Here is a 14,798-nt window from a genome sequence, read left to right on the forward strand (position 1 = left end):
ACGGGGACGGTCATGGGCAAGAAAAAGAAGATCCGGAAGCTCAAGAAAGAGGTGAAATCGCTGAAGTCGGCTCTGGCTGCGGCGAAGAACCACAGGCATGCGGTGGCGCCTCTCGCGCCACCCGAAGGGTTTCCGGCCTTGCCCGTGATCGATGGCGTGCGCTTCTCCGCCGTTCAGGCGGGGGTGCGCTACGCTGGGCGCTACGACGTCATGCTTGCGCTATGCGACCCCGGCACGGCTATTGCCGGGGTCTTTACCCGATCGGCTACGCGCTCGGCAAACGTGCTCGACTGCGAGGCCAAGCTCGGCTCCGACCCCAAGAGCGGGGCAGCGATAATCGTCAATTCCGGCAATTCCAATGCCTTCACCGGGGCTTCTGGCGAGGATGCCGTTTCGAACATCTCGCGCACTGTGGCGGAGATCACCGGAGTCGCGCAAAACAGGGTCTATACCGCCTCAACCGGCGTTATTGGGGAGCGGTTGCCCTTTGACCGGATCACCGCGAAGATCGGTGACCTGACCGATGCGCTCGACCCGTCCGGGATTGAAATGGCTGCCCGCGCCATCATGACGACCGACACCTTTCCAAAGGGCGCGCTGGCAGAGTTCGAAGTGGACGGAAAGTCCGTAAAGATTGCCGGGATCGCCAAAGGGTCCGGCATGATCGCGCCGGACATGGCCACCATGCTCGTCTACATCTTCACTGACGCGAAGGTGGAACAGAGCGTTTTGCAGGGCTACCTCTCGGGCCTGATCGACGAGACCTTCAACTCCATCACCGTGGACAGCGATACGTCGACTTCTGATACACTAATCCTCGCCGCGACCGGGGCCAGCGGAGCCAAGGTTACGAAAGGCAATAACGCTTTCCGGGACGGGCTTCGAACCGTGATGACGGACTTGGCGCATCAGGTTGTTCGGGATGGCGAAGGCGCCACAAAATTCGTTGAAATCCGAGTGACCGGAGCGAAATCCGACAAACAGGCACGCATCCACGGCATGTCCATTGCGAACTCCCCGCTGGTCAAGACGGCCATCGCCGGGGAAGACCCGAACTGGGGCCGTATCGTCGCGGCAATTGGGAAATCCGGTGCCGAAGCGGACCGTGACAAGCTCACCATCAAGTTCGGCGAGATCCTTGTGGCTGAAAAAGGCTGGGTGTCGCCCGATTACCTTGAGGATCTGGGTGCGAACTACATGCTGGGAGACGAAATCGTGATTGGCGTCGACCTCGCGCTGGGGCGCGGCAAGGCGACTGTCTGGACCTGTGACCTTACACACGCCTACATCCAGATTAACGCGGATTACCGATCGTGAAGACTGTGCTGGTAAGTGCTGTGGCGCTCGTCGACCGAGACGGGCGTATTTTGCTGGCCCAGAGGCCCGAAGGGAAATCCATGGCAGGCCTGTGGGAGTTTCCAGGAGGCAAGGTGGAGGCGGGTGAGACGCCAGAAGCGGCGCTCATCCGCGAACTATTTGAAGAACTTGGAATCGAAACCTGGGATAGCTGTCTCGCGCCGCTCACCTTCGCCTCGCACAGCTATGACGACTTTCACCTTCTGATGCCGGTGTTCGTCTGCCGGAAATGGGAGGGGACGCCGCAACCGAAAGAGGGTCAGACCCTCAAATGGGTGCGAGTGAACGAGTTGCGCGACTACCCGATGCCGCCAGCCGACATTCCTCTGATCGCGATGATGCGGGATATGCTCTGAGTCTAACGAATAAGGGCGGCCCAAGAGCCGCCCTTTGTTCGATATTCTGTCGGTGTCACTCGAGCGACCGCTCAACCTCTTCGCGTTCGAAGATCTCGATGACGTCCTGCGGGCGAATGTCTTCGTAGTTCTCAAAGGCCATACCGCATTCCTGACCCGAAATGACCTCGGCCACCTCGTCCTTGAAGCGCTTGAGCGTCTTGAGCGTGCCTTCGTGGATCACCACGTTGTCGCGCAGCAAGCGCACACCGGCGGACCGGCGCGCAACGCCCTCGGTGACGAGACAACCTGCGACCTTACCGACGTTGGAGACCTTGAAGACCTCCTTGATCTCGGCGTACCCGATGAAGTTCTCGCGAACCTCGGCGGAGAGCAGGCCGGAAGCGGCCGCCTTCACGTCGTCAACAAGGTCGTAGATCACGCTGTAGTAGCGGATTTCCACGCCCTTCTGGTTGGCGCTGTTGCGGGCCGGCGCGTTGGCACGGACGTTGAAGCCGATGACCGGTGCGCCGGACGCTTCGGCGAGGCCGATATCCGTCTCGGTGATCGCGCCCACTCCATAGTGCAGAACGCGCACGCGGACCTCGTCGTTGCCGATCTTTTCCATCGCCTGAACGATGGCCTCGGCCGAGCCCTGCACGTCTGCTTTCACGAGAATGGGCAGTTCGGCGACGTCCTTGTCGTCCTTCGCCTTCTGCATCATCTGCTCGAGCGTCGTGGCGGCACCGGCAGCGGCGCGTTTGTCCTTGGCGGCCTGTTCGCGGTATTCCGCAATTTCGCGCGCCTGCGCTTCTGTCTCGACCACGTTCAGGACGTCACCCGCTTCCGGCGTGCCGTTCAGGCCGAGCACCTCGACGGGCACCGACGGACCGGCTTCCTTGACGCGTTCGCCGCGGTCGTTTTCCATCGCGCGGACCTTGCCCCACTGTTCGCCGACGACGAAGATGTCGCCTTGGCGCAGGGTGCCGTTCTGGATCAGCACGGTGGCAACCGGGCCCCGGCCCACATCGAGTTGTGCTTCGATCACTGCGCCCTGGGCGGCTCGCTCCGGGTTGGCTTTGAGTTCGAGGATTTCCGACTGGAGCGCGATGGCTTCCAGCAGTTCGTCCAGACCCTGACCGGTTTGCGCCGAGACTTCCACGTCCTGCACTTCGCCCGACAGGCCTTCGACAATCACCTCGTGCTGAAGCAGGTCGGTGCGCACCTTGTCGGGGTTCGCGTCCGGCTTGTCGCACTTGTTGATCGCGATGATCATCGGAACCTGTGCGGCCTTGGCGTGATTGATGGCTTCAACCGTCTGCGGCATGACCGCGTCATCTGCGGCCACGACCAGAACGACGATGTCCGTCACCTGCGCACCACGGGCACGCATCGACGTGAACGCGGCGTGGCCGGGCGTGTCGAGGAAGCTCAGTGTCGCGCCGCTGTCGGTGGTCACCTGATAGGCGCCGATATGCTGCGTGATCCCGCCGGCTTCGCCCGCAGTCACCTTGGCATTGCGGATCGCGTCGAGCAGCGAGGTCTTCCCGTGATCGACGTGGCCCATGATCGTGATGACTGGCGGCCGGGAGACGAGGTCTTCCGGCTTGTCGTCAGTCGTCGCGATCACGTCTTCCACGTCGGCATCCGACACGCGCACAATGCGGTGGCCGAATTCCTCGATGATGAGCTCCGCGGTGTCCTGATCGATCGACTGGTTCTGCGTAACCATCATGCCCATTTGCATGAGGCTCTTGACCACATCAGCGGCACGTTCCGCCATCCGGTTGGCCAGTTCCTGCACCACGATGGCATCGGGTACACGCACGTCACGCACAACCTTTTCGCGCGGTTCGGCATTGCCCATCGCCTTTTGGCGCATGCGCTCCTGCTTGCGCTTCATGGCGGCCATCGAACGTTGCCGCCCGCCTTCGCCACCGGTCAGCGCCTGATTCACTGTCAGTTTGCCCGAACGGCGACCGTCGCCGCCCTTGCCTTTGCCGCGGTTGCGGTCTTCGGCAGGCGCGCTGGGACGGTCACGGTCGGTCTTGCGCGCACCAGTCTTGGTGCCGCGCGCCTCGGCTGCCTGAGCAGCGGCGGGATCGGAAGGTGCGGCTTCCGCCGGCTTGGTCTTGGCGGCCTCCTTTTCCTGACGACGGCGTTCGTCCTCTTCGGCCTTCTTCGCGGCAGCTTCGGCGCGCTCTTTCTCTTCGCGCTCCTTTTCCTCCGCTTCGCGCCGACGGCGCTCACGCTCCGCTTCGCGGGCCTTCTCTTCTTCTTCGCGCTTCTGCGCCTCATCAGCCTCGTTGGCCTTGGCCGCGGCAAGCGCTTTCATCCGGCGCTCCAGCTCGGCGTCGGAAATGCCGGCGGGCCGCTTGGACGGATCCGTGGCCGGGGATCCGGCACCACCGCCGCTCCCGCCGCCCGATCCGGGCTTGGGCACGACGACACGCTTACGCTTGGTCTCCACCACCACGTTTTTCGTGCGTCCGTGGCTGAAGGACTGCTTCACGGAACCCGATCGGGGTCCGCCTCGCAGGCCAAGGGGCTTTTTGCCGTCCGTATCGCTCATCTGGTCTTCGTACCTTTCCGGCGGGCGGTCCCACCGTCGTTATCATCGCGCATGCTAGATAGCTTCGCGGCTTCGTCTACTACACGTTTCGTGAGTCCGCCACCCGCGAGTGCGGCATGTATCACATGTTCACGTCCGAAAGCCAAACCCAATTCATCGGCTGTCAAACACGTTATCAGGCTGCCTTTACCGCGGGGTGCGCGCAGTTTTGTTTTCCCGCGTTCGGACCCATCCGAGGCCTGCAAAAGAACCTCTGCCTGATCCTTGGCGAGCCAGTCCTTTACCTTTTCGAACCCGGCAACGGACGCGCCTGCCTTGCGCGCTAATGAGATAAGATGGATCACGCGATCTGCAAGACCCGCCTCAACCCGCTTCGCAAGGTCCTCCGGCACAGTGACCTGTGCCTTGGCAGCCCGGGCGAAGGCGCCTTTCTTCGCGGCGAGGCCGAACCCTTTGGGACTGGGCGTCAACCAGAGGCCACGGCCGGGCAATTTACCCAGCAGATCGGGCACAATCTCGCCCTCCGGGCTGACGACGAAGCGCACCATCGTCGAGGTTGGCTTGACCTCACGCGTGGCGATGCATCGCCGCTCGGGCTCGCCCGTCCGATCCTTGTCCCGGCCTCCGCGCGTCACGCGCCGCTCCCCGGAGCCTGCGATCAGGCTCCGGCCTCCTCGGTGGCTTCTTCGCCGGTCTCGTCTTCGTCCTCATCGGAGACGAGATCGGCAGGATCGACCCAGCCAAGCTGGATACGGGCGGTCATCACCATGTTCTGCGCTTCCTCGAGGCCCACGTCGAAGGGCTCGAGAACGCCGTCGTCCTTGGAGCGCTCGCCGTCGACAGTGGTCCAGCCACCGGCCAGTTCCCAGTCCGCGCAAGTCGCGAAATCTTCGAGCGTCAGGACACCGTCTTTAGCCAGCGCCTCGATCATCTGGGGCGTCAGACCCTCGAACGAGGTTAGGCTCTCCTGCACACCCATTTCCTTGGCGTTTTCGAGCGCTTTGCGGTTCAGGGCGTCGAGGTAATCACGGGCGCGCGCCTGAAGCTCCTGCGCCGTCGCTTCATCCACGCCGTCGATGACGAGAAGTTCGTCAAGCTCGACATAAGCCACTTCTTCGAGGTTGGTGAACCCTTCCGAAACGAGAAGCTGGGCGAAGAATTCGTCCAGATCGAGCGTGTCCATAAACAGCTTGGTACGCTCGGCGAATTCGGCCTGCCGACGCTGGCTTTCCTCTTCTTCAGTCAGGATGTCGATGTCCAGACCCGTGAGCTGGCTTGCAAGCCGCACGTTCTGACCGCGACGCCCGATGGCAAGCGAAAGCTGATCGTCAGGCACGACGACCTCGATGCGTTCGGCATCCTCGTCGAGCACGACCTTGGAGACTTCGGCAGGCTGGAGCGCGTTCACGAGGAACGTCGGCATATCCTCGTTCCACGGAATGATGTCGATCTTTTCGCCCTGAAGCTCATTCACGACGGCCTGCACACGCGAACCGCGCATACCGACACAGGCACCGACAGGATCGATGGAGTTGTCATAGGACACGACGCCGATCTTTGCGCGCGAACCGGGATCACGGGCGACGGCCTTGATCTCGATGATACCGTCGTAGATTTCCGGCACTTCCATCTTGAACAGTTCGGCCATGAATTCCGGCGCGGTACGGCTGAGGAAGATCTGCGGCCCACGCGTCTCGCGGCGCACATCTTTCACGAAGCAGCGGATACGGTCGTTCGGGCGATAGCTTTCGCGGCCGATCTTTTCGTTGCGGCGCAGGATCGCTTCGCCAGCGCCGACATCGACGATGACGTTGCCGTATTCCTCGCGCTTGACGACGCCGTTGATGATGGTGCCCGCGCGATCCTTGAATTCTTCGTATTGGCGATCCCGTTCGGCCTCGCGCACCTTTTGCAGGATCACCTGCTTGGCGCTCTGGGCGGCGATCCGGCCCATGTCCACGGGCGGCACGGTTTCGCGGAATTCGTCACCGACTTCCGGCGTCTTGACCTCGGTCAGATCGACGAGCTGGCCGTCGCGGTACCAGAATTCCTCCCGGCCCGACTTGGCCGGTTCGAAATAGGGCTTGGCCTGATCCACAGTAAGCTCGGCCTGGTAGTTCTCAAGCTCCTCTTCCGGGACCACGGTGCGGACACGGGTGAAGGTGGCGCGGCCGGTCTTGCGGTCGATGGACACGCGAATGTCCATTTCGGCGCCATAACGGGACTTCGCCGCACGAGCGAGGCTTTCTTCCATCGCCTCGATCACGAGGCCCGGGTCGATCATCTTCTCGCGCGCGACCGCCTCGGCAGTCTGGAGCAGTTCGAGCTGGTTGGCAGAGGTAATCGCCATGTCTTATTCCTCCTCGGACCCTTCGTCCGTGATGACTTCATCGTACTGGGTTTCGTCGATCAGCCCCGCGTCCTTGCGCGCTTTGAGCATCTCGGCAATCAATTCGTCCGTGAGGACGAGCTTGGCTTCGGCGAGCAGATCGAAGGTCAGGCCGATCATCACCGGCTCGCCATTCTCCTCGATCTCGATCAGGACCTCACCGTTCTCGGTGCCTTGAAGCGTTCCCTTGAACCGCTTGCGCCCGTCGATAAGTTCGCTCGTCTCTATCTTGGCGAGGTAACCGTCCCAGGCGTCGAAATCCTTGAACCGCGTAAGCGGCCGGTCGATGCCGGGCGAGGAAACCTCGAGCGTGTATTCTCCGTCGATCGGATCCTCGACATCAAGCGTCGCGCTGACCGCCGTCGTGATCTCGGCGAGGTCATCGACTTCGATGCCACCCTCGGGCTTGTCCGACATAATCTGGAGCGTGTTGGTGTTGCCGCCCATGAGACGCAGGCGCACAAGCTCAAACCCCAGATCCTCGATCACCGGGCGCACGATTTCTGCGAGCCGACGGTCGATGGCTGTCTTGACAACGAGGTCAGTCATGGAATCCTTTCGGGCGGTCTTGCGGACACAAAAAAACGGGCCAGCGGCCCGTTGCGTGATCCGGTGGAGCGCCGGGTTTGGACCCCAGCACACCGCTGTTGACGGGGATATAGGGAAGTGGCGCCGAGTCTGCAAGGAAAATGCGTCAGACCGATTTCTGCGCGATCAGGAACAGCGCGGACTTGGGTTTCGCTCGCCAGTCTTCGACGATGGTTAGGCCCGCATCGGTCATCATCGTGCGGATATCGTCCGTCGTGATCCGTGACACCTTGGGAATGACGCCCAGCGCACCGCCGACCGGAGCGATGAGGCTCAGAAGGCCGAATTCACCGACGGGCACCGTTGAACTGACGAAGAACCCGCCAGGCTTTAGCGCACCCGCGACCTTGCGCACGACCGCGCCAGGATCAGGCAGGACGTGAAGCACAGACAGAGCGAGGATCATGTCATATGCCTCGGGCGTAACCTTGGCGGTGGCGAAATCGGCCACCTTGAAGCTCATGTTTTCCGGAACCGGCCCTACCGCGCGTCCGTGCGCAATCATCTTGGCGGAGATGTCCATCGCAGTGTAGCTGGCGACATGAGGGGCGTGGAGGCGGGCGGTGTTGCCGGAACCACAACCAAACTCCAGCACCTTCATATCCGGGCGGAGATACTTGCGCGTCAGCTCAAGCTTGTGTTCGTAGGCAGCGACATCATCGATGGGCGAGGCGACGTATTTCTTAGCGAAACGATCCCAAACACGCGCCTGATTTGTCATAGTCCCAACGTATCCCTCTGGCGCGCAAGCTTGTCCGTGGTTCGCACCAGCTCTGCCGCAATGCCCGGTTCGCTCACCGCGTGGCCCGCGCGCGGTATCATACGGAACTCGCTCGTCGGCCAGGCCTTGTGCAACGACCAGGCGGCCTGTGGCGGGCAGATCATGTCATGACGACCCTGCACGATTGTTCCCGGAATGTGGGCGATCCGGGTCATGTTCTTCAGGATCTGCTGATCTTCGGACAGGAACGCACGGTTCTGGAAATAGTGGTTCTCGAGGCGCGCGAAGGCGAGCGCGTAGTCCGCGGGGCTGTCGATCATGGCCCCGTCGTTCTCAATGCTCGCAAGCGCATTCTCCCACGATGCCCAGACGCGGGCATAGCGCAACTCTTCGCCCCGGTCGCCTGAGAACAGCCTGGCATGATAGGCAGCGATCAGGTCACCGTGCTCGTCCTCCGGGATAGGATCGGTGAAGCGGCTCCACAAGTCGGGCCAGAATTGACCTGCGCCGCCGCCATAGAACCAGTCGAACTCCCGTTGGGTGGCAAGAAAAACGCCACGCAGAGCAAGCCATGCCACCCGATCCGGGTGGGTCTGTGCATAAACCAGCGCCAGCGTCGCCCCCCAGCTTCCGCCGAAGACGATCCAGCGGTCGATGCCGAACGTATCCCGGATGAGTTCAATGTCGCGGATCAGATGCCATGTCGTGTTTTCCGCGACACTCGCATGAGGGCGGGAGCGCCCGCAGCCGCGCTGATCGAACAGGAGAATGCGGTATTTCTTGGGATCGAAGAACCGACGCATCGCCGGCGAACAGCCGCCTCCCGGTCCGCCGTGGAACACCACGATGGGAATCCCGTCCCGCGCACCGCATTGTTCGACATAGATCGTATGGCCGTCACCAACATCGAGCATTCGGCGGTCGAATGGCTCGATCGGGGGGTACAATTTTCCCCCTGCGGTGTTTTTTCCTGCGGCCTGCTCCATGTGGAACCTATATAGAAACGGCGACCGAGACGCCATGACAGACGAGGCTAGCATGACAATCGCACAAACGACAGTCGACCCCGGCGAAGTCGCCAAATTCGAGGCGATGGCCGCAGAATGGTGGGACCCGACGGGAAAATTCAAGCCGCTTCACATGATGAATCCGGTTCGCCTCGATTACATCACGTCACAAATCGCTGCTGAGTTCGGCCGGGACTTATCAGAGCCTGAACCGTTCAAGGGTTTGCGCATCCTCGACATCGGCTGCGGTGGCGGGCTCTTGTCCGAGCCGATGGCGCGGTTGGGGGCAGGCGTGGTTGGAGCGGACGCCGCCGAACGCAACATCCCGGTGGCGCAGGTCCATGCGGAGCAATCCGGACTCGACATCGACTATCGTTTCACGACCGCCGAAGCATTGGCCGAGGCGGGTGAACAGTTCGATGCGGTGCTTAACATGGAAGTGGTCGAACACGTCGCTGATCCACTGTCCTACCTCACCGCCTGTCAGCAACTCCTCAAGCCTGGTGGACTGATGGTTGCCTCGACGATCAACCGCAATCCCAAGAGCTTCATGGTCGCCATCGTCGGCGCGGAACATGTGATGCGCTGGCTGCCGAAAGGCACGCATGAATGGTCAAAATTCATCACGCCGGATGAGCTGGAAAAGCTGGCGACCGATGCAGGGTTCCGGATGGTCGACAAACAGGGGTTCGTCTTCAACCCGGTGCTTTGGAGCTGGTCGATCTCGTCACGCGACCTGTCGGTGAACTACGTCACGGCGAGCGTGAAGCCCGCCTAGTTTCCCGAAAGCTGGAACAGCCGGACGTTTCCGCCAATGGGTTGACCCAGGCCTTCGCGTGGGAAGAGCGCGCGGAACGCCGAACTGTTGCGCAGGATCTGGATCGCCGCGGGCGAGGTGGCGGGAACGAAATGCCCCGACCGCGCGTCCTGCGTCATCGAGGTCACGTCCACGATGGTCAGGTTCCCTTCGGTCGTCACCTCCACGTCGCTGGTATTGCCGAGCCGGCGCTTCACGCCTTGCAGCCGCGACGCCAGCATCAAGACACGATCCTGGTTCGAAACAAAAATCACGAAGTCCTCGGGGAGTCTTTCGAAACGCGCAGCCTGCGACTTGAATACCTCGACATCAATGTCCGGCGCGACAAAGGCGAGTCCGTCGATATTGTCATGGACCCAGCCCGGCTGCGAAATCTCGATTTGCCGCAGTGTTTCCATCACGAGCATGGCACCGAGCGAATGCGCAACGATGGTGACGCGGTCAGCCCCTACACGCACCGAGTCGCGGATCAGGGCCTCCAGAGAATCGCGGGAATAGAGGACGCTTTCGCGATCATACGCATAGGCGGTATTGGAGCCTCGGCTCGGCCACGCGAAGTGTACCACCTCACCGGGCAAGTCGAAGTCGCGCTTCAGCTGGGCCGAGCGAAAAACACCGCTGTAGAAGACATTGTAATACCCGTGGACATAGATCGTCACGTCGCGAGACCCGCGCGGTTCTGCCGCGACTGCCGAGGTGAGCGATTGTCGAAATCCGCTTCGATCCATCGTTACAGGTGCGCCGACCGAGAAATCTTCGGCCGGGTCCGGCGCTTTCTCGATCTTCGCGCGGTCGCCAGGGCTGTAGTTCGTCGGGAAGCGCACGGGCACGGTGAGGTAGCTCGTTTGGTCACCACGCATCGACGAGAAATCGCCAACGTCGTTGCGCGCCCGGGTCGTCGCGACGAACACTTCCTCTTCAGGCCCGATCGCAGGGCCAATCGTTTGCGGCGTCAGGGTGGGCACCGTGCAGGCGGCAAGCGTCAGCATGAGCACGGGTAGGAAATGGCGTAGGCTGAAGTTCACGGTGTCCCCTGAAATTGGGTCGACCGTAGACCTCGCCCGACCCTACGCCTAGAGCATATAGCGGCCCATGTCCGCACTCTGCATCAATTCGCCGAGATTGGCCTCCACGAACGCTGCATCGACGGTGATTTCCTCGCCCGTCCGGTCTGGTGCCGTGTAACTAAGCTCCTCAAAGACCCGTTCCATGACCGTATAGAGGCGCCGCGCTCCGATGTTCTCGACCGTGGTGTTAACCTCGGCCGCAATCCGGGCCAGCGCGGCAATGCCGTCTTCCGTAAACGTGACGGTCACGTCTTCGGTCCCCATGAGCGCGGTATACTGCCGGGTGAGCGCGTTGTCGGTCTCGGTCAGAATGCGAACGAAGTCCTCTTCAGTCAGCGCGCGCAGTTCGACCCGAATCGGCAGGCGCCCCTGAAGCTCTGGCAGAAGGTCCGATGGCTTGGCGATGTGGAAGGCGCCCGAGGCGATAAACAGGATGTGGTCGGTCTTCACGGGCCCATACTTCGTCGACACCGTCGTGCCTTCGATCAGCGGAAGCAGGTCGCGCTGCACGCCCTCACGGCTCACGTCCCCGCCGCGCACATCGGCGCGGGCGCACACCTTGTCGATTTCGTCGATAAAGACGATCCCGTTCTGCTCGACCGTTTCAAGCGCCTGCTTGTTGACCGTTTCGTCGTCGAGCAGTTTGTCGGCCTCTTCTCCCACCAGCACGTTATGGCTGTCCGCGACGGTCATCTTCTTGCGTACCGTGCGTCCGCCGAATGCTTTGCCGAACATGTCGCCAAGGTTGATCATGCCCGTGCCGCCGCCACCGCCGGGCTGGCCGGGCATGTCGAACATCGGCATTCCGCCGCCGGTATCCTGCACGTCAAGTTCGATCACCGTGTCGTCCAGCTCACCGGAGCGAAGCTTCTTGCGAAACATTTCGCGGGTCTGCTCCCGCGCGCCCTCACCGGCGAGCGCTTCGATCACCCGTTCCTCCGCCTTGTGCTCGGCCGCCGTCTTGACGTCCTCGCGCATATATTCACGGGTCTGGATAATCGCCGAATCGACAAGATCCCGCACGATCTGCTCGACATCCCGACCGACATAGCCGACTTCGGTGAATTTCGTGGCCTCAACCTTGATGAACGGCGCACGAGCGAGCTTGGCAAGGCGGCGCGAGATTTCCGTCTTGCCGACGCCGGTGGGCCCGATCATCAGGATATTCTTCGGATACACTTCATCGCGCAGATCGTCGGACAACTGCTTGCGGCGCCACCGGTTGCGCAATGCGACGGAGACAGCGCGCTTGGCGTCCTTCTGGCCGATGATGAACCGGTCGAGTTCCGAAACAATTTCGCGGGGGGTCAGATCGGTCATAAAGGTCTCTTACTTGGACAGGGTTTCAACGGTCAGATTGCCGTTGGTGTAGACACAGATGTCAGAAGCGATCGCCATGGCGGTCCGCGCGACTTCCTCGGCAGACTTGTCGGTGTCCATCATGGCGCGGGCCGCAGCGAGCGCATAGTTCCCGCCGGATCCGATGGCGGTCACGTCATGCTCCGGCTCCAGGACATCGCCTGCACCGGTAATGACAAACAGGTCCTTGCCGTCTGACACGATCAGCATCGCCTCAAGCTTCTGAAGATACTTGTCCGTGCGCCAGTCCTTTGCCAACTCGACACAGCCGCGCGCGAGTTGACCGGGCGTGGCCTCGAGCTTGGTTTCGAGGCGTTCCAGCAGGGTGAAAGCATCGGCCGTGGAACCCGCGAATCCCGCGATGATGTCGTAGCCGCCCGGTGAAAGCCGCCGCACCTTGCGCGCCGTGCCCTTGATGACCGTATCGCCAAGGCTCACTTGCCCATCGCCCGCAATCACCACGTTGCCGCCTTTTCGCACCGCGCAAATCGTCGTGCCATGCCAACCGGGGAACTCGCTCATATCTCGCCTCCGTTCATGTCCAGAGCTATATGGACCCCCGGTTTGCCCGCGACAACCACCCGGCTTGACCCGACCACGGGGAAGGCTAGCGTGCCAGAATGACCGAAGCTCGTGTCCTGCGTATCTATCTCGATGACGTCATGTTCGACATGGCCAAGCGTGGCGAATTCGGTTTCGTCGCTAGGGTAACAAAGGCATTCGAGGAGGTCGGCTTCCGTGTCGAGCTTCGCCGAAATTCGCTCGCCGAGCGCCTGAAATCCGGCGCGAGGCAGGGCTATTCGCTGTTTCACATGGACGATCCGTTCCATCCGAAATCACTCACCATTCGCAAGAGCTACTTTTTTCCATTCTGGCGGATCGAAGCGACCGCGAAACGATGGGAATTCAACGTGGCAAGAAAACCCTTCGATCCGGGTGAAATAGACTCTGATGTCGCGATGGAATGGTACGGGAATTGGCGCAAATGGTTGTTCAAGAGCGGGCCGTCTCATGCGCAGAAAACGGGCGTCGTCTATGTACCCCTCCAGGGAAAGCTCCTTGAACACCGGTCGTTCCAGTCGATGTCTCCCATCGACATGATCCGCGAAGTGCAGGCGCGTGCGGGCGATCGACACATCCTCTTGGGCCTGCATCCGGGCGAAGTCTATTCGGACGAGGAAATGGCGACTCTCGATGGGCTTCAATCAAGCGACAGTCGGATTGCGGTCGAGGTCGGCGGAATGGAGGATGCACTTCGCATTTGTGATTTTGTGATCACAGAGAATAGTTCTGCCGCACTGTCCGGTCTCTTCTTCGGAAAGCCCGCCGTCCTGTTCGCCGAATGCGACTTCCACCATCAAATGCCCCGCGTTTCAGAACTCGGCGTGGATGAGGCGTGGCGGCAACTGGATGTCCGAGAGCCGGATTACGCAGAATACCTTTATTGGTTCGTCGCGCTGAACTCCATCAAGGCTGATGAGGAAGGGATCGCGGAATCCCGGATTCTAGAGACATGCGCAAGCTATGGCTGGCAAGTATAGACCCTACTCCAGCCAACCACGCAGATTTTCGACGACTACGTTGGTGAGCGCCGCGACATGCTCGTCGTCGTCATTCAGGCAAGGAATGTAAGTGAATGTCTCACCGCCGGCGTGTTCGAAACTTTCGCGGATCTCTCCGTTGATTTCCTCCAGCGTCTCGATGCAGTCAGCCGAGAAGGCGGGCGCCAGAACGGCGAGTGATTTGACGCCATCTTCTTTCACCAGCCGCGCCACTTCGTCCACAGTGTAAGGTTTCAGCCATTCCTCAGGGCCGAATACCGACTGGAAAGTCGTGGCGATCCGTTCGCGCGCCCAGCCGAGCCGTTCTGCGAGCAGACGCGTCGTCTTCTGACACTGGCAGTGGTACGGATCACCCTCCATCAGGTAGCGCTCGGGCATCCCGTGATATGAACAGATGATCCGCTCGGGTGCGTCTTTTTCGGCGGGATAGACACGCAGAATGGATGCCGCGAGCGCCTCAATATAGTCGTCGCGGTCGAAGTATTCCGGCGCCGTGCGCACGGACGGCATCCGGCTTTCCTCCATCAGCGCGCGGAAGAACTGGTCATTCGCCGTGCCGCTCGTTGTTGCCGAATACTGGGGGTAGAGCGGGAAAAACAGGATCTTGGTGCACCCTGCCGCAACCATCGCGGCGACCTTGGATTTCGTCGAGGGATTACCGTAGCGCATACAGAAATCGACCATGACACGATCCCCGAATCGCTCCGTCAGCGTCCCGTCGAGCTTGGTCACCTGTTGTTTCGTGATCGTCATGAGCGGGCTTTCCCCGGCATCATGATTCCAGATCATTTTGTAGTTCGCGCCCGAACGGAACGGGCGGATCGTGAGGATGGGCCCCTGCAGGATCGGCTGCCATTTCCAGTTCGGATAATCGATCACGCGTTTGTCCGAGAGAAACTCGTTCAGATACCGCCGCATCGACCAGTAGTCATAGTTGTCCGGCGTGCCCAGATTGGCAAAGAGAATGCCGACCTTCGGCATCGGGACCTTGGGATGGTCCGTAGGCATGTGCGCGTTCATGTATT

14 protein-coding genes are annotated in these 14,798 nt (G+C 61.2%); 4 read left to right on the top strand and 10 right to left on the bottom strand.

The genetic code is table 11. The annotated features are described in order from the left end of the window. The first annotated feature begins 12 nt into the window (after window positions 1–12). Both argJ and mutT read left to right on the top strand, forming a co-directional pair. The gene (gene argJ, locus B2585_RS01805) at window positions 13–1,317 is read left to right on the top strand and encodes a bifunctional glutamate N-acetyltransferase/amino-acid acetyltransferase ArgJ (RefSeq protein WP_292019368.1); all 1,305 of its coding nucleotides are present in this window, start codon (window positions 13–15) and stop codon (window positions 1,315–1,317) included. After that, the gene (mutT, locus tag B2585_RS01810; RefSeq protein ID WP_292019371.1) at window positions 1,314–1,712 is read left to right on the top strand and encodes an 8-oxo-dGTP diphosphatase MutT; all 399 of its coding nucleotides are present in this window, start codon (window positions 1,314–1,316) and stop codon (window positions 1,710–1,712) included. Before argJ ends, mutT begins: the two co-directional genes overlap by 4 nt. Window positions 1,713–1,767: 55 nt before the next feature. Here mutT and infB read toward each other — a convergent pair whose 3' ends face one another. The 6 genes from infB to pip are packed head-to-tail and all read right to left on the bottom strand — an operon-like array spanning window position 1,768 to window position 8,947. Continuing rightward, on the bottom strand, window positions 1,768–4,263 hold the full coding sequence (gene infB, locus B2585_RS01815) for a translation initiation factor IF-2 (protein ID WP_292019373.1): 2,496 nt from the start codon (window positions 4,261–4,263) through the stop codon (window positions 1,768–1,770). After that, the gene (locus B2585_RS01820; RefSeq protein WP_292019376.1) at window positions 4,260–4,898 is read right to left on the bottom strand and encodes an RNA-binding protein; all 639 of its coding nucleotides are present in this window, start codon (window positions 4,896–4,898) and stop codon (window positions 4,260–4,262) included. The genes infB and B2585_RS01820 overlap by 4 nt, the downstream gene beginning before the upstream one ends. 23 nt (window positions 4,899–4,921) lie before the next feature. Then, window positions 4,922–6,613 (bottom strand): transcription termination factor NusA, encoded by a 1,692-nt coding sequence (nusA, locus tag B2585_RS01825; RefSeq protein ID WP_292019378.1) that lies wholly within the window; start codon window positions 6,611–6,613, stop codon window positions 4,922–4,924. Window positions 6,614–6,616: 3 nt separating this feature from the next. Next, window positions 6,617–7,336 carry a ribosome maturation factor RimP gene (rimP, locus tag B2585_RS01830; protein WP_292019380.1) on the bottom strand — a complete coding sequence of 240 codons (720 nt, stop codon included), beginning with the start codon at window positions 7,334–7,336 and terminating at the stop codon, window positions 6,617–6,619. A 10-nt stretch (window positions 7,337–7,346) separates the two neighbouring features. Beyond that, window positions 7,347–7,961 carry a class I SAM-dependent methyltransferase gene (locus B2585_RS01835; protein ID WP_292019382.1) on the bottom strand — a complete coding sequence of 205 codons (615 nt, stop codon included), beginning with the start codon at window positions 7,959–7,961 and terminating at the stop codon, window positions 7,347–7,349. After that, a complete protein-coding gene (gene pip / locus B2585_RS01840) occupies window positions 7,958–8,947 on the bottom strand; it encodes a prolyl aminopeptidase (protein ID WP_292019384.1) in 990 nt (329 codons plus the stop codon). The genes B2585_RS01835 and pip overlap by 4 nt, the downstream gene beginning before the upstream one ends. A gap of 52 nt (window positions 8,948–8,999) precedes the next feature. Between pip and ubiG the strand changes: the two genes are divergently transcribed. Continuing rightward, window positions 9,000–9,746, top strand: a complete 747-nt coding sequence (gene ubiG, locus B2585_RS01845) for a bifunctional 2-polyprenyl-6-hydroxyphenol methylase/3-demethylubiquinol 3-O-methyltransferase UbiG (protein WP_292019386.1) — start codon at window positions 9,000–9,002, stop codon at window positions 9,744–9,746. On the opposite strand, the gene B2585_RS01850 is transcribed toward ubiG, so the two are convergent. The 3 genes from B2585_RS01850 to hslV are packed head-to-tail and all read right to left on the bottom strand — an operon-like array spanning window position 9,743 to window position 12,733. Continuing rightward, a complete protein-coding gene (locus tag B2585_RS01850) occupies window positions 9,743–10,810 on the bottom strand; it encodes an alpha/beta hydrolase (protein ID WP_292019388.1) in 1,068 nt (355 codons plus the stop codon). The genes ubiG and B2585_RS01850 overlap by 4 nt on opposite strands. Before the next feature lie 48 nt (window positions 10,811–10,858). After that, window positions 10,859–12,172: an ATP-dependent protease ATPase subunit HslU gene (gene hslU, locus B2585_RS01855; RefSeq protein ID WP_292019390.1), complete on the bottom strand. Its 1,314-nt coding sequence runs from the start codon at window positions 12,170–12,172 to the stop codon at window positions 10,859–10,861. A 9-nt stretch (window positions 12,173–12,181) separates the two neighbouring features. Continuing rightward, the gene (gene hslV / locus B2585_RS01860; RefSeq protein ID WP_292019392.1) at window positions 12,182–12,733 is read right to left on the bottom strand and encodes an ATP-dependent protease subunit HslV; all 552 of its coding nucleotides are present in this window, start codon (window positions 12,731–12,733) and stop codon (window positions 12,182–12,184) included. 98 nt (window positions 12,734–12,831) lie between these two features. Between hslV and B2585_RS01865 the strand changes: the two genes are divergently transcribed. Beyond that, the gene (locus tag B2585_RS01865) at window positions 12,832–13,752 is read left to right on the top strand and encodes a hypothetical protein (protein WP_292019394.1); all 921 of its coding nucleotides are present in this window, start codon (window positions 12,832–12,834) and stop codon (window positions 13,750–13,752) included. 3 nt (window positions 13,753–13,755) lie between these two features. Here B2585_RS01865 and hemH read toward each other — a convergent pair whose 3' ends face one another. Then, a complete protein-coding gene (hemH, locus tag B2585_RS01870; RefSeq protein WP_292019396.1) occupies window positions 13,756–14,793 on the bottom strand; it encodes a ferrochelatase in 1,038 nt (345 codons plus the stop codon). Window positions 14,794–14,798: the final 5 nt, after the last annotated feature.

This window comes from Maritimibacter sp. UBA3975, from assembly GCF_002384975.1.
In the GTDB taxonomy this organism is placed as follows: domain Bacteria; phylum Pseudomonadota; class Alphaproteobacteria; order Rhodobacterales; family Rhodobacteraceae; genus Maritimibacter.

Bases quoted from the DNA above. Each gene is read 5' to 3' on its own strand.
- nusA (WP_292019378.1), bottom strand. From the start codon at position 6,613: ATGGCGATTACCTCTGCCAACCAGCTCGAACTGCTCCAGACTGCCGAG.
- infB (WP_292019373.1), bottom strand. From the start codon at position 4,263: ATGAGCGATACGGACGGCAAAAAGCCCCTTGGCCTGCGAGGCGGACCC.
- argJ (WP_292019368.1), top strand. From the start codon at position 13: ATGGGCAAGAAAAAGAAGATCCGGAAGCTCAAGAAAGAGGTGAAATCG.
- B2585_RS01865 (WP_292019394.1), top strand. From the start codon at position 12,832: ATGACCGAAGCTCGTGTCCTGCGTATCTATCTCGATGACGTCATGTTC.
- hemH (WP_292019396.1), bottom strand. From the start codon at position 14,793: ATGAACGCGCACATGCCTACGGACCATCCCAAGGTCCCGATGCCGAAG.
- pip (WP_292019384.1), bottom strand. From the start codon at position 8,947: ATGGAGCAGGCCGCAGGAAAAAACACCGCAGGGGGAAAATTGTACCCC.
- B2585_RS01835 (WP_292019382.1), bottom strand. From the start codon at position 7,961: ATGACAAATCAGGCGCGTGTTTGGGATCGTTTCGCTAAGAAATACGTC.
- hslU (WP_292019390.1), bottom strand. From the start codon at position 12,172: ATGACCGATCTGACCCCCCGCGAAATTGTTTCGGAACTCGACCGGTTC.
- hslV (WP_292019392.1), bottom strand. From the start codon at position 12,733: ATGAGCGAGTTCCCCGGTTGGCATGGCACGACGATTTGCGCGGTGCGA.
- ubiG (WP_292019386.1), top strand. From the start codon at position 9,000: ATGACAATCGCACAAACGACAGTCGACCCCGGCGAAGTCGCCAAATTC.